This window comes from Agromyces sp. NPDC058136, from assembly GCF_042884375.1.
Taxonomy (GTDB): Bacteria; Actinomycetota; Actinomycetes; order Actinomycetales; family Microbacteriaceae; genus Agromyces.
The window spans coordinates 888,833-902,526 of sequence record NZ_JBHVUA010000001.1 but is presented as its reverse complement, the minus strand read 5'-3'; the positions used below and the strand labels follow the sequence as shown (position 1 = coordinate 902,526).

The following is a 13,694-nucleotide window of genomic DNA, read 5'->3' as shown; positions in this document are numbered from 1 at the left end:
GCAGGGGCGCTGGCAGGGGAGTGCGCTGAGCTTGTAGTCTGGTCGGCTGCCCATCGGGCGGCGCGGCCGCGGGAGTCCCGAGCACGGCCGCAGACCGATCGGACTTCAGGCCATGGGCTTCATCGACGTCAACGGCGTCTCCTTCTCGCTCCCCGACGGGCGGCCGCTGCTCGCACGCCTCGCGTTCCGCGTCACGGACGGCGCGACGACCGCGCTCATCGGCGCGAACGGCGCGGGCAAGTCGACCCTGCTGCGGATCATCCGCGGCGAGCTCAAGCCCGACGAGGGCAGCGTTCAGGTCGACGGCGGCCTCGGCGTCATGGATCAGTTCGTCGGCAGCGGCCAGACGATCGAGGGCACGGATGCCACGGTCGCGGGCCTGCTCGTCTCGGTGGCGCCCGCACGCATCAGGGCCGCCGCACTCGAGCTCGAGGCATCCGAGAACGCCCTCATCGAGCACGACGACACCGAGGCGCAGATGCGGTACGCGACCGCGCTCGCCGACTACGCCGAGGCCGGCGGCTACGAGCAGGAGGTCGTGTGGGACCACTGCACGCTCGCGGCCCTCGGCATCCCGTTCGAGCGTGCGAAGTGGCGCGAGCTCTCGACCCTGTCGGGCGGCGAGCAGAAGCGGCTCGCGCTCGAGGCGCTGCTCCGAGGGCCCGAGCAGGTGCTCCTCCTCGACGAGCCCGACAACTCCCTCGACGTGCCGGGCAAGCGCTGGCTCGAGGAGCAGCTGCGCCAGACGCAGAAGACGGTGCTGCTCGTCTCGCACGACCGCGAACTGCTCGCGCGCGCGGCCGATCGCATCGTCACGATCGAGCTCGGCGCAGCAGGCAACACGGCCTGGGTGCACGGCGGCAGCTTCGAGGGGTATCACGCCGCCCGCGACGATCGCTTCGCCCGCCTCGACGAGCTGCGCCGCCGCTGGGACGAGCAGCACCTCGCGCTCAAGGCGCTCGTGCTGCGCATGCGCGAGAAGGCGAAGTACAACTCCGACATGGCGGCCGCGTACAAGGCGGCCACCACGCGGCTCACGAAGTTCGAGGAGGCCGGCCCTCCCGAGGAGCGGCCGCCGTCGCAGGCGGTGTCGATGCGCCTGCGCGGCGCCCGCACCGGCAAGCGGGCGATCGTGTGCGAGGGGCTCGAGCTGACCGGGCTCATGCGGCCGTTCGACCTCGAGGTCTGGTACGGCGACCGGGTCGCGGTGCTCGGCTCGAACGGCTCGGGCAAGTCGCATTTCCTGCGGCTGCTCGCGGGCGGCGGCACCGAGCCCGACCGCACCCTCGGGCACGTCACGAGCGTGGGCGAGACGCTCGTGCGGGTGCCGCACGAGGGCCGGGCGGTGCTCGGCGCGCGGGTCGTGCCCGGCTGGTTCGCGCAGAACCACGAGCACCCCGAGTTCCGAGGGCGGACGCTCCTCGACATCCTGCACCGGGGCGACGCGAACCGCGACGGCATGGCGCGCGAGGCGGCGAGCTCCGCGCTCGACCGCTACGGGCTCGCGGGCGCAGCGCTGCAGAACTTCGAACAGCTCTCCGGCGGGCAGCAGGCGCGGATGCAGATCCTCATCCTCGAACTCTCGGGGGCGACGCTGCTCCTCCTCGACGAGCCGACCGACAACCTCGACCTGGTCTCGGCCGAGGCGCTCGAAGCGGCGCTCGAACGCTTCGACGGCACGGTGCTCGCGGTGACGCACGACCGCTGGTTCACGCGCAGCTTCGACCGGTTCGTCGTGTTCGCCGAGTCGGGCGAGGTCGTCGAGACGGATGCCCCGGTGTGGGACGAGGGGCGGGTGCAGCGGGTGCGCTGACGGGGTCGCCGCGGAGGCCGTCGCCGTCGCGTTCGCTCAGGCGAACGCGACGGCGAGGCAGGCGCCGACGAACACGAGCTGCTCGATCGTGCGCGGCAGGAGCGGCGAGGCGTCGCTGCTCGATCGGGCGGCGTGCACGTTCGCGGGGAACACCGCCACGAGCAGCAGCGCGAGGCACAGTGCGGCCAGCCGATGCGTCGGCGGGACCAGCAGCCCGATGGCGCCGGCGACCTCGAGCACACCGGTGGCCGCGACGATGAGCTCGGGCCGGGGCAGTCGCGGCGGCACCATCGCGACGAGCTCGGCGCGCACGGCCGGGACGAGCCGGCCGACGGCGCCCATGAGGAACATCAGGACGAGGCCGCCGGTGAGCCAGGCCGGCCACGTGCCGAGCGCAGGCACGCCGAGTGCGCCGAGGAGGGCGGTCGCGGCGACGCCGACGGCGAAGGCGATCGGCACGGGAGAGAGGAAGGTTCTCGCCCAGGGGCCGCGCGCGGTCGGCGTGGCCTGGGCGGCACGGCCGACCCGTGCGTCGTCGAGCGCGGGTGCGTTGCTCGGAGTGCGGTGCATCGGAGACTCCCATCACGTGAACTTGTCACTGTCAAGATAGGCGCGGATACTGAACTTGTCAATGACTAGTTCTCGGTTCTACGCTTGGCGCATGGCGTACCACCACGGCCGGCTCCGCGAGACGCTCATCGACGAGGCGGCGGACGCGATCGACGAGCGGGGCGTCGATGCGCTCAGCCTCCGCGACCTCGCGCGACGCGCCGGTGTCTCGCACGCCGCGCCCGCGCACCACTTCGGCGACCGCTCGGGCCTGCTCACCGCGATCGCCGCCGACGGCTTCGAGCGCCTCGCCGACGCGCTCGCGGCCGCGGGCGCCGACTTCGTCGAGGCCGGCGTCGCCTACGTGCGCTTCGCGAACGATGAACCCGGCCGGTTCGCGGTGATGTTCCGCACCGAGCTGCTGCGCCCAGGCGACCCCGCACTCGAGGCCGCGCGCGAGCGGGCCGGAGCCTTCCTCGCCACCGGCGCGGGCCGCGCCCTCGGCGATGCCCGCGCCGACCGCCTCGCCGCCTGGTCGATCGTGCACGGATTCGCCACGCTCTGGAACTCGGGCGCGATCGACGCGGCACCGGACGAGCGTCCCGACGCGCTCGCCAGGGAGGTCGCCGCCCGGCTCGTGCCCGACACCAGGTCGGCCGCTGAGCCGCGGGACGCCGAGGATCCGGGCGCTTCCCGGCGCGACCGGTAGGCTGGGACGGTGAGCCAAGAGATCGAGATCGGCCGCTCCAAGCGGGGCCGGCGCGTATACGCATTCGACGACATCGCGATCGTGCCGAGCCGGCGCACGCGCGACCCCGAAGACGTCTCGGTCGGCTGGGCCATCGACGCCTACCAGTTCGACATCCCGTTCCTCGCGGCGCCGATGGACTCGGTCGTGTCGCCGCAGACGGCGATCATGATGGGCAAGCTCGGTGGTCTCGGCGTGCTCGACCTCGAAGGCCTCTGGACGCGCTACGAGGACCCGGCGCCCGTGCTCGCCGAGATCCGCAGCCTCCCGGCCGACCGGGCGACCGAGCGCATGCAGCAGCTCTACTCCGAGCCGATCAAGCCCGAGCTCGTGACGGCGCGCATCGCCGAGATCCGTGCAGCAGGCGTCACCGTCGCTGCCGCGCTCTCGCCGCAGCGCACCCAGGAGCTCTACGGCACCGTGGTCGCCGCGGGCGTCGACCTCTTCGTCATCCGCGGCACCACGGTGTCGGCGGAGCACGTGTCGAAGAACCAGGAGCCGCTGAACCTCAAGAAGTTCATCTACGAGCTCGACGTGCCCGTCATCGTCGGCGGTGCAGCGACCTACACGGCCGCGCTCCACCTCATGCGCACGGGCGCGGCCGGCGTGCTCGTCGGCTTCGGCGGCGGCGCCGCCTCGACCACCCGCGCGACCCTCGGCATCCACGCCCCCATGGCGACCGCGGTCGCCGACGTCGCCGGCGCCCGTCGCGACTACCTCGACGAGTCGGGCGGCCGATACGTGCACGTCATCGCCGACGGCGGCGTCGGCACGGGCGGCGACATCGTGAAGGCGATCGCCTGCGGCGCCGACGCGGTCATGCTCGGTGCGGCGCTCGCCCGCGCGACGGATGCCCCGGGCGGCGGCTACCACTGGGGCGCCGAGGCGCACCACCCGCAGCTGCCGCGCGGCCGCCGCGTGCACGTCGGTCAGGTCGCGCCCCTCGAAGAGGTGCTCTACGGCCCGGCCCCGGCCGCCGACGGCACCGCGAACCTCGTCGGCGCGCTGCGCCGCTCGATGGCGACCACCGGGTACTCCGACCTCAAGGAGTTCCAGCGGGTGGAAGTGATCGTCGAGCCGTACCTCGGGTCGTAGCCGCAAGACCCTCGACCGGCGGGGGGCACTCGGGTAGCGTGGAAACGGATCACGCGGCCCAGCCACGAGGCCGCGGGGATGGGGTGCACGATGGCGAGCAAGACGACGACGGCGAACAAGAAGTCGGTCACGCGGTCGCAGAAGCTCGGCCCTGAAGAACGGGCCGCAGCGATCGCTCGACTCAAGGAGAAAGAGCTCGACATCCTCGTCGTCGGCGGCGGCATCGTCGGCACCGGGGCGGCGCTCGACGCCGTCACCCGGGGGCTCTCCACCGGACTCCTCGAGGCCCGCGACTGGGCTTCGGGCACCTCGAGCCGCTCGTCGAAGCTCGTGCACGGCGGCATCCGCTATCTCGAACAGCTCGACTTCCGCCTCGTGCGCGAGGCGCTCATCGAGCGCGGGCTCCTCCTGCAGCGCATCGCACCGCACCTCGTGAAGCCCGTCCGGTTCCTCTACCCGCTGAAGACGCGCGTCATCGAACGCTGCTACATCGGCGCGGGCATGCTGCTCTACGACATCTTCAGCTACACGGGCGGCAGGCCGCCCGGAGTGCCGCACCACCGGCACCTCTCGAAGCGGCAGGTGCAGCGGGCCATCCCGTCGCTCGCCCCGAACGCGCTCATCGGCGGGCTGACGTACTACGACGCCCAGGTCGACGACGCCCGCTACGTGGCATCCCTCGCGCGCACCGCGAGCTTCTACGGCGCCCACGTCGCGAGCCGGGTGAAGGTCGTCGGCTTCATCAAGGTGGGGGAGCGGGTCGTCGGCGTCCAGGCGCACGACCTCGAGACCGACGAGCACTTCGAGATCCGTGCGAAGCAGGTCGTGAACGCGACCGGCGTGTGGACCGACGACACCCAGCGCATGGTCGGCGAACGCGGCACCTTCAAGGTGCGGGCGTCGAAGGGCATCCACCTGGTGGTGCCGCGCGACCGCATCCAGTCGGCGATGGGCATGATCTTCCGCACTGAGAAGAGCGTGCTGTTCATCATCCCCTGGGGGCGTCACTGGCTCATCGGCACGACCGACACCGACTGGAACCTCGACAAGGCCCACCCGGCGGCGACCGCCGCTGACATCGACTACCTGCTCGAGCACGTCAACGGGGTGCTGTCCATCCCGCTCACCCGCGAGGACGTCGAGGGCGTGTACGCGGGGCTCCGCCCGTTGCTCGCCGGCGAGAGCGACCAGACCTCGAAGCTCTCGCGCGAGCACCTCGTCGCGCACACGGTGCCGGGGCTCGTGGTCATCGCGGGCGGCAAGTGGACGACGTACCGGGTCATGGCGAAGGACGCGATCGACGCGGCCGTCGACGCGCTCGACGGCAAGATCCCCGCCTCGACGACGCAGGACATCCCGCTGCTCGGCGCCGAGGGCTACCAGGCCGCGTGGAACAAGCGCGGCAAGATCGCCCGCGCCTTCGACGTGCACAAGGTGCGCATCGAGCACCTCCTGAACCGCTACGGCACGTTGACCGACGAGCTGCTCGACCTCATCCGCGAGACCCCCGAGCTCGGCGAGCCGCTGCCCGGCGCAGACGACTACCTCGGTGCCGAGGTCGTCTACGCGGCCTCGCACGAGGGGGCGCTGCACCTCGACGACGTGCTCGCCCGGCGCACCCGCATCTCGATCGAGGCATGGGACAGGGGCGTCTCGGCCGCGCCCGTCGCGGCGAAGCTCATGGCCGGGGTGCTCGGCTGGGACGCGGCGCGCGAGACGCTCGAGGTCGAGCGCTACCTCGAACGGGTCGCCGCCGAGCGCGCCTCGCAGGAGCAGCCCGACGACGAGTCGGCCGACCGCGTGCGGCTCGAGGCCCCCGACATCGTGAAGGTCGACTGAACACTCGGCGCGACGAAGGTCTCCACGCGCGTCGGCGCTGCGCGTCGGCGCTCCTCGACCCCGGGGGCACACCACCGGGGGCGGGAGCACAGGCTCGCGCGGGTAGGCTTGACGATCGTGTCAGCCGAGTCCCGTCGCGCCACCCTGCGCATGATGCTGCGGCCCCGTTGGGTGCTCGCGCTCCTCGCCGCCCTCGGCGTCGCCGCGGCCTTCGCGCTGCTCGGGCAGTGGCAGCTCGAACGGGCGGTCGAGCAGGCCGTCGTCGTCGAGCACCCGACGGAGGAGCTGCGCCCCTTCGACGGCGTCGCCGAGCCCGATTCGCCGACCGAGCAGGCGGTGACGGGCCAGATGGTCGAGGTCACGGGATCGTTCGTGCCCGGTGACACGGTGATCCTCGCCGACCGGCGCAACGACGGCGCCTCGGGCTGGTGGGTGGTCGCCCACCTCGAGGTCTCGGATGCCGCGGAGGGCGGCCTGCCGGTCGCCATCGGCTGGGCCGCCGACGAGGAGACCGCTGCGGCCGCGGCCGACCGCTTCGACGACACCGTCGACGCCGGCGAGACGGTGAGCTTCGTCGGTCGGTTCCTGCCGAGCGAGGCGCCCGTCAATCCGGCAGACGACGAAGACCCGTTCCTCATGCGGTCGCTCGCGGTCGCGCAGCTCATCAACGTGTGGGCCGACTACGACGACCGCCCGGTGTACTTCGGCTACGTCACGGCGGCCGAGCCCGCACCAGGGCTCGAGGCGATCTACTCGCCGGCGCCCGAGCAGTCGACCGAGTTCAACTGGCTCAACATCTTCTACGCCGTCGAGTGGGTCGTGTTCGCGGGCTTCGCGATCTACCTCTGGTACCGGCTCGTGCGCGACGCCGTCGAGCGCGAGCGCGACGAGTTGGCCGAGGCCGAGGCATCCGCCGCTCGCGACGGGGTCGACGCGGGCTGAGGGCGGCGGCTCAACCGAACGCCGCCGCGAACTCGGGCGAGGGCTCGATCTCGGTGATGACGTCGACGAGCACGCCGCCGGGGTCGCGCACGATCACGTGGCGCTGGCCGAAGGCCTCGCTGCGAAGGGCCTGCACGGTCGGCACGCCGGCGGTGTCGAGTCGCGCGGCGACGGCGTCGACGTCATCGACCTCGAGGTTCACGAGCATGCCGCGTGCGGCTTCGCCGTAGCCGGCGGGGATGGACTCGTGTGCGGCGTCGAGGAGCGCGAGCTCGTGCCCGCTGTCGGGATGCCTGAGGCTCACGTACCAGTCGGATGCGAAGGCGGTCTCGAAGCCGAAGTGCTCGCGGTAGAAGTCCGCGCTCGCGGAGACATCCGTGGTGCAGAGGACGGGGTAGCAGCTGGTGAGCATCGCTCTTCTCCTTCTCGTTGAATACATACGGACTGTATGTATCTATTCTCAGCCTGATTGACGTACAGTGTGTATGTCAAGAGGGGGTGCCGCATGGTCACGAAGGTCGAGCAACGCGAACGCACGCGCGCCGAGATCGTGCGGCTCGCGACCGCGCAGTTCGCCGAGCACGGCTACGCCGGCGTCGCCCTCGAACAGCTGATGGCCGAGGCCGGGCTCACCCGCGGGGCGCTGTACCACCACTTCGGGAGCAAGCAGGGGCTCTTCCAGGCCGTCGTCGAGCAGGCGCAGCACGGCGTCGCCGCCGCTGTCGAGCAGGCTTCGACCGGGCACGCCACGGTGGTCGACGGCTTCCTCGCCGGCTGCCGGGCCTTCCTCGAGGCGAGCCTCGCGCCCGAGGTGCGCCGGATCCTGCTCATCGAAGGCCCCGCCGTGCTCGGCTGGGGCGAGTGGCGCGAGGGAGACCTCGACACGAGCGTGCGCCTGCTCGACGAGGGCGTGGCCGAGCTCGCCGCCGCCGGGGTCATCGAGGCGACGTCGCTCGACACCGTCTCGACGATGCTCTCGGGCGCCCTCAACGAGGTCGCGATCGCGAACGCCGGCTCGCCCGACCCGGCTCGAAGCATCGACGACGCCGTCGCGACCCTCGGCCGGTTCCTGCTGGGTCTGCGCCCAGCTGAGGCCACGTAGACTGTACGCATGCCCCTCGAGCCGAAATCCGCCGATCTGCCGCGCATTCGCGGGGCACTGAAGTTCTACAAGGTCGCCTCGGTCATCACCGGCGTCATGCTGCTGCTGCTCTGCGCCGAGATGCTGCTGAAGTACGTCTGGCACCTCGAGCTCTACGCCTTCGGCCCGAACGGCGTGCTCAGCTTCGAACCCGTCATCGAGACCGCGGCCGGTCTCGAGTCGACCGGCTCCGGCGTGAACCTCTCGACCGGCATCCTCATCGCCCACGGCTGGTTCTACGTCGTGTACCTCTTCAGCGACTTCCGGCTCTGGAGCCTCATGCGCTGGCGGTTCGGCCGGTTCATCCTGATCGCCCTCGGCGGCATCATCCCCTTCCTCTCCTTCTTCCTCGAGGTCCGCGTCGCCCGTGAGGTGACCGCCTACCTCGACGGCCGCGAAGCCGCGGAGGCGGCCGCCGCGAGCGCCGTCCCCGAGGCATCCGAAACCACCCCCGACTCCGTGGAGGCACAGCAGTGACCGAGCAGCAGACCGAGCAGCGGCCCGTTCTCGTCGTCGACTTCGGCGCGCAGTACGCGCAGCTCATCGCACGACGCGTGCGCGAGGCATCCGTCTACTCCGAGATCGTGCCGCACACGATCACGGCCGACGAGGTGCGCGCGAAGAACCCGATCGGCATCGTCCTCTCGGGCGGGCCGTCGTCGGTGTACGAAGAGGGTGCGCCGCAGCTCGACGCCGAGGTCCTCGAGCTCGGGGTGCCGACGCTCGGCATCTGCTACGGCTTCCAGTTCATGGCGCGCCACTTCGGCGGCGAGGTCGCGCACACCGGCCAGCGCGAGTACGGCGCCACCGATGCGACCGTCACGGATGCCTCGGGCAACCCCCTCGTCGTCGAGCAGCCCGCCGCGCAGACGGTGTGGATGAGCCACGGCGACTCGGTCGCCCGCGCGCCCGAGGGCTTCGAGGTGCTCGCCTCGACCGCCTCGACGCCCGTCGCCGCGTTCGCGAACGACGAGCGCAAGCTCTACGGCGTGCAGTGGCACCCCGAGGTGAAGCACTCGCCGTTCGGCCAGGGCATCATCGAGAACTTCCTGCACCGTGCGGCCGGCATCCCCGCCGACTGGAACTCGGGCAACGTCATCGCCGAGCAGGTCGCCCGGATCCGCGAGCAGGTCGGCGACGCGCGCGTCATCTCGGCGCTCTCGGGCGGCGTCGACTCGGCCGTGTCGACGGCCCTCGTGCAGCGCGCGGTCGGCGACCAGCTCACCGCCGTCTTCGTCGACCACGGGCTCCTCCGCAAGGGCGAGCGCGAGCAGGTGCAGAACGACTACGTCGCCGCGACCGGCGTGCGTCTCGTCACGATCGACGCGGAGGACACCTTCCTCGACGCGCTCGCCGGGGTCACCGACCCCGAGGAGAAGCGCAAGATCATCGGCCGCGAGTTCATCCGTGCGTTCGAGGCCGCCGAGCGCGACCTCATCGCCGAGGCGGCGGCCGACGGCAAGCCCATCAAGTTCCTCGTGCAGGGCACGCTGTACCCCGACGTGGTCGAGTCGGGCGGCGGTTCGGGCACCGCGAACATCAAGAGCCACCACAACGTCGGCGGCCTCCCCGAAGACCTGCAGTTCGAGCTCGTCGAGCCGCTGCGCACCCTCTTCAAGGACGAGGTGCGCGCGATCGGCCGCGAACTCGGGCTCCCCGAGGCGATCGTCGGCCGCCAGCCGTTCCCCGGCCCCGGTCTCGGCATCCGCATCGTCGGCGAGGTCACCCGCGACCGGCTCGAACTGCTGCGCGACGCCGACCAGATCGCCCGCGAAGAGCTGAGCGCCGCCGGCCTCGACCAGGAGATCTGGCAGTGCCCCGTCGTGCTCCTCGCCGACGTGCGCTCGGTGGGCGTGCAAGGCGACGGCCGCACCTACGGCCACCCGATCGTGCTGCGCCCCGTCTCGTCCGAAGACGCGATGACCGCCGACTGGACCAGGCTTCCGTACGACGTGCTCGCCCGCATCTCGAACCGCATCACCAACGAGGTGCGCGAGGTCAACCGCGTCGTGCTCGACGTCACGTCGAAGCCGCCGGGGACGATCGAGTGGGAGTGACCTCCCGCTGAAGTGCGCGAAGGGCGCTGGCCGCATGGCCGGCGCCCTTCGGCGTTCGCGAGGCGGCGGTGTTCCGTTCGTCGGCGCCGTCGTGCGACACGCCGCCGGGCGGGTGGCGGCCTCGGCGTGTCGGCCGGGGCGTCCGACGACTCGTACATGCGTCGGCACGGCCGTCGCCGCGCGCCGGGGCGCCGCACGGCACTCGCACGCGGCATCCGCCCGAATCTTCGACGGCCGACGCTCAGAGCCCGAGCGAGGCGAGCGAGGCGCGGATCGCGTCGGCCGAAACGGCCAGCTGGTGCTCCTCCTCGGCCGACATGGGCGCCTCGGCGATCGGATGCGCCCCCTCGCCACCGACGATGCACGGCAGCGACAGGGCGACCCCGTCGAGGCCGCGCAGGCCGCTGAGCACGGTGCTCACGGGCAGCACGGCCCGCTCGTCGTTCACGACGGCCTCGACGATGCGCGCCCCGGCGAGGCCGATCGCATAGTTCGTGGCTCCCTTGCCGCGGATCACCGTGTAGGCGGCGTCGCGCACCTCGACGGCGATGCGGTCGAGCTCGTCGCGCGTGAACGGCTCGCCACCGCGCCAGTCGAGGATCGGCACCGGGCCGATGCCCGCCTGCGACCACAACGGGAACTCGGTGTCGCCGTGCTCGCCCACGATCGCCGCGTGCACGCTCGACGTCGACACGCCCGCCCGCTCGGCGAGCCGCCACCGCAGCCGCGAGGTGTCGAGCACGGTGCCCGAGCCGAAGACGCGGGCGGCGGGGAGCCCCGAGATGCGCTGCGCGGCGACCGTCATCACGTCGACGGGGTTCGTGACGAGCACGTAGACCGCGTCGGGCGCACGCTCGAGCAGTTGCGGCAGCAACCGTTCGAGCATGCGCACGTTGGTGCCCGCGAGGTCGAGGCGCGTCTGCCCGGGTTGCTGCTTCGCGCCCGCCGTGATGACGACGACGTGCGAGCCCTCGACGACCCCGATGTCGGCCCCGCCGCTGACGGTGCCGCGGGTGAACTGGGTGCCGTGGGCGAGGTCGAGCACCTCCGCCTCGACCTTCTCGCGGGCGATGTCGTACAGCGCGACCTCGCTCGCCGCGCCCCTGATGAGGGTCGCGTAGGCGAGGCTCGTGCCGACGCTGCCGGCTCCGACGACGGTGACTTTGGCGTTCTCGACGACGTTCACCCTCCCATCCTGTCGGGTCGGCGGCCGGATGTCGCGGGGCGGGGCTGGGCGGGGCGGGGTGTTCCGTTCGTCGGCACCTTCGTGCGACACGCCGCCGCGCGGGCGGTGGCCCCGGCGTGTCGGGCCGAGCGTCCGACGACTCGCACATCCGGCGATCCGGCGGCAGGGACGGCGCGGACCCGGAAACGACGAACGGCCGCCCGAGGGCGGCCGTTCGCGGTGGTGCGGGGTGGGTCAGTCGCTCGACTGCGCGATGGCGAGCATGCGCAGGATCTCGAGGTAGAGCCAGATGACGGTGACCATGATGCCGAAGACGCCCGTCCACTCGTACTTCTTGGGGGCGCGGTTGCGCACGCCCTGCTGGATGAAGTCGAAGTCGAGCACGAGCGAGTACGCCGCCATGATGACGACGAACACGCCGAGGATGAGGCCGAGCGGGATGCCGAAGATCTCCTGCGAACGGAGGCCCCACGGGTCGTCGTTCACGCCGAAGATCATGAGGCCCATGTTGATGAGCGAGAACACGAGGTACCCGACCATCGCGATGAGGAAGATCTTCGTCGCCTTCTTGGATGCGCGGATCTTGCCGGAGGCGAAGAGCGCGAGGGTCACGCCGACGACGACGAGCGTCGCGAGGACGGCCTGCGCGACGATGCCGGGGTTGATCGCCTCGTACCACGCCGAGATGCCGCCGACGAAGACGCCCTGGGCGGCCGCGTAGGCGAGGATCAGCGCGGGCGAGGGCTCGCGCTTGAAGGTGTTGACGAGGGCGAGCACGAAGCCGACGATGCCGGCGCCGATCCAGAGGAAGGGCATCGACTCGGTCGTGAGCCAGCCGAGGGCGGCGCCGACGATGAGCAGACCGAAGGAGACGGCCGACTTCTGGATGGTCGTCTCGACCGACATCGTCTCGCCGGCGGGCGGCGTCGCGGGCTGGTTGTACATCTCCTGCAGCTGCTGGGCCGAGAGATCTTGCGCTTGCGCCACGGCTCCCTGCGAAGAGAACGCGGAGTTCCGCGAGAATGCGGGGTTGTCGAGAGCCATGGGTTCCTCTGCTTTCGGCTGTCGTCGGATGCGGGGGATTCGGCCGGATGCGGCATCCGTTGCCTGCAACAAACCTACCCGAATCTGATTGAGACAACGCCGTGAGTTCATGCGGAATTCCGCGGCACGGGCGGGTGCGCGAGGGCGGCGCTCGTTACGCTGGGCGGATGCAGCCCGACCTCGCCCAGCGCCCGCTCGTCATCGGCCACCGGGGTGCTCCGGGGTATCGCCCCGAACACACCCGATCGGCGTACGAGCTGGCGTTCGCGCTCGGCGCCGACGCGGTCGAGCCCGACCTTGTCGCGTCGCGCGACGGCGTGCTCGTGCTGCGGCACGAGAACGAGATCTCGGGCACCACGGATGTCGCGACGAGGCCCGAGTTCGCCGGTCGCCGCACCACGCGCGAGATCGACGGCAAGCCGCTCACCGGCTGGTTCACCGAGGACTTCACCTGGGCCGAGCTCGCGACGCTGCGCTCGAGGGAGCGGCTCGGGTCGCTGCGCCGTGCGAGCGCGAGCTTCGACGACCGTTACCCCCTCATCCGGTTGCGCGATCTGTTCGCGCTCATCGACACCGCAGCCGACGAGCAGCGGCGCCTGCTGCGCATGGTCGCCGAGTTCAAGCACGCCGCGTACTTCGACGGCATCGGACTGCCGCTCGACGAGCTGTTCGAAGCCGAGCTCGACGCCGCCGGGTGGGGTGCGGGCGATGAGCGGCTCGTCATGGAGGCGTTCGAGCCGACCCTCCTCGATCGGCTGGGCGCCCGTGGCATCCGGGGGCGTCGGGTGTTCCTGATCGAGAACTCGGGGGCCCCGTGGGATCTCGTGCTCGAGCAGGGGCGCGGCGCGCCCCGCTACGACGACTTCGTGACCGAGGCGGGGTTGCGTTCGCTCGCCGGGCGATTCGACGGCGTCAGCGTCGGCACCCCGCGGCTCGTCGGCTCGCCGCCCAAGGGGTCGGATGCCACGGGCTCGCCGCTGCACGGCGCCGCCCTCGTCGCGGCGGCGCACGCCGCGGGGCTCGAGGTGTTCACGTGGACCCTGCGGCCCGAGAACCGGTTCCTGACGTCGGGCCGCCGGCGCGGCACCGCTCGTGCCGGTTACGGCGACTGGGCGGGGGAGTTCGCCGAGATCCTCGCGACCGGGGTGGACGGCGTCTTCCTCGACCACCCCGACCTCGGGGTCGAGGCGCGCCGCGAGCTCGCGTCGCGCTGACCCCGCTGCGCGGTTCGGTAGGATCCACCAGCATGCGCGGTTCCGTCCGCGCGGACGGAGGAGCGC

At 71.7% G+C, this 13,694-nt stretch carries 13 protein-coding genes; 9 read left to right on the top strand and 4 right to left on the bottom strand.

Features of this window, described 5'->3' with window-relative positions:
* Window positions 1–112 precede the first annotated feature (112 nt).
* The gene (locus tag ACFVTX_RS04215) at window positions 113–1,813 is read left to right on the top strand and encodes an ABC-F family ATP-binding cassette domain-containing protein (RefSeq protein WP_386898310.1); all 1,701 of its coding nucleotides are present in this window, start codon (window positions 113–115) and stop codon (window positions 1,811–1,813) included.
* A gap of 36 nt (window positions 1,814–1,849) precedes the next feature.
* On the opposite strand, the gene ACFVTX_RS04210 is transcribed toward ACFVTX_RS04215, so the two are convergent.
* The gene (locus tag ACFVTX_RS04210) at window positions 1,850–2,383 is read right to left on the bottom strand and encodes a DoxX family protein (RefSeq protein WP_386898309.1); all 534 of its coding nucleotides are present in this window, start codon (window positions 2,381–2,383) and stop codon (window positions 1,850–1,852) included.
* Window positions 2,384–2,474: 91 nt separating this feature from the next.
* Here ACFVTX_RS04210 and ACFVTX_RS04205 point away from each other — a divergent pair, with 91 nt between their 5' ends.
* The 4 genes from ACFVTX_RS04205 (at window position 2,475) to ACFVTX_RS04190 (ending at window position 6,986) form a co-directional block, all read left to right on the top strand.
* The gene (locus tag ACFVTX_RS04205) at window positions 2,475–3,071 is read left to right on the top strand and encodes a TetR/AcrR family transcriptional regulator (RefSeq protein ID WP_386898307.1); all 597 of its coding nucleotides are present in this window, start codon (window positions 2,475–2,477) and stop codon (window positions 3,069–3,071) included.
* Between the two features lie 9 nt (window positions 3,072–3,080).
* Window positions 3,081–4,205, top strand: a complete 1,125-nt coding sequence (locus tag ACFVTX_RS04200) for a GuaB3 family IMP dehydrogenase-related protein (RefSeq protein ID WP_386898305.1) — start codon at window positions 3,081–3,083, stop codon at window positions 4,203–4,205.
* Window positions 4,206–4,295: 90 nt separating this feature from the next.
* A complete protein-coding gene (locus ACFVTX_RS04195) occupies window positions 4,296–6,044 on the top strand; it encodes a glycerol-3-phosphate dehydrogenase/oxidase (protein ID WP_386898303.1) in 1,749 nt (582 codons plus the stop codon).
* Window positions 6,045–6,161: 117 nt separating this feature from the next.
* Entirely contained in the window at window positions 6,162–6,986 is an 825-nt protein-coding gene (locus tag ACFVTX_RS04190) for an SURF1 family cytochrome oxidase biogenesis protein (protein ID WP_386898301.1), read from the top strand.
* A 10-nt stretch (window positions 6,987–6,996) separates the two neighbouring features.
* Here the strand turns inward: ACFVTX_RS04190 and ACFVTX_RS04185 are convergent, their stop codons facing one another.
* Window positions 6,997–7,398 (bottom strand): VOC family protein, encoded by a 402-nt coding sequence (locus ACFVTX_RS04185; protein WP_386898299.1) that lies wholly within the window; start codon window positions 7,396–7,398, stop codon window positions 6,997–6,999.
* 93 nt (window positions 7,399–7,491) lie between these two features.
* On the opposite strand from ACFVTX_RS04185, the gene ACFVTX_RS04180 reads away from it, so the two are divergent.
* Genes ACFVTX_RS04180 through guaA form a run of 3 tightly spaced genes read left to right on the top strand, consistent with a single transcriptional unit; the run spans window position 7,492 to window position 10,184 of the window.
* Entirely contained in the window at window positions 7,492–8,088 is a 597-nt protein-coding gene (locus ACFVTX_RS04180) for a TetR/AcrR family transcriptional regulator (protein WP_386898298.1), read from the top strand.
* A gap of 9 nt (window positions 8,089–8,097) precedes the next feature.
* Window positions 8,098–8,604, top strand: a complete 507-nt coding sequence (locus ACFVTX_RS04175) for a DUF3817 domain-containing protein (protein ID WP_386898297.1) — start codon at window positions 8,098–8,100, stop codon at window positions 8,602–8,604.
* Window positions 8,601–10,184 carry a glutamine-hydrolyzing GMP synthase gene (gene guaA, locus ACFVTX_RS04170; RefSeq protein ID WP_386898295.1) on the top strand — a complete coding sequence of 528 codons (1,584 nt, stop codon included), beginning with the start codon at window positions 8,601–8,603 and terminating at the stop codon, window positions 10,182–10,184. Before ACFVTX_RS04175 ends, guaA begins: the two co-directional genes overlap by 4 nt.
* A gap of 241 nt (window positions 10,185–10,425) precedes the next feature.
* On the opposite strand, the gene ACFVTX_RS04165 is transcribed toward guaA, so the two are convergent.
* A complete protein-coding gene (locus ACFVTX_RS04165; protein ID WP_386898293.1) occupies window positions 10,426–11,370 on the bottom strand; it encodes an L-lactate dehydrogenase in 945 nt (314 codons plus the stop codon).
* Window positions 11,371–11,604: 234 nt separating this feature from the next.
* Window positions 11,605–12,414: a Bax inhibitor-1/YccA family protein gene (locus tag ACFVTX_RS04160; protein WP_386898291.1), complete on the bottom strand. Its 810-nt coding sequence runs from the start codon at window positions 12,412–12,414 to the stop codon at window positions 11,605–11,607.
* A 167-nt stretch (window positions 12,415–12,581) separates the two neighbouring features.
* Here ACFVTX_RS04160 and ACFVTX_RS04155 point away from each other — a divergent pair, with 167 nt between their 5' ends.
* Window positions 12,582–13,628: a glycerophosphodiester phosphodiesterase family protein gene (locus tag ACFVTX_RS04155; protein ID WP_386898289.1), complete on the top strand. Its 1,047-nt coding sequence runs from the start codon at window positions 12,582–12,584 to the stop codon at window positions 13,626–13,628.
* The last annotated feature ends 66 nt before the right edge of the window (window positions 13,629–13,694 follow it).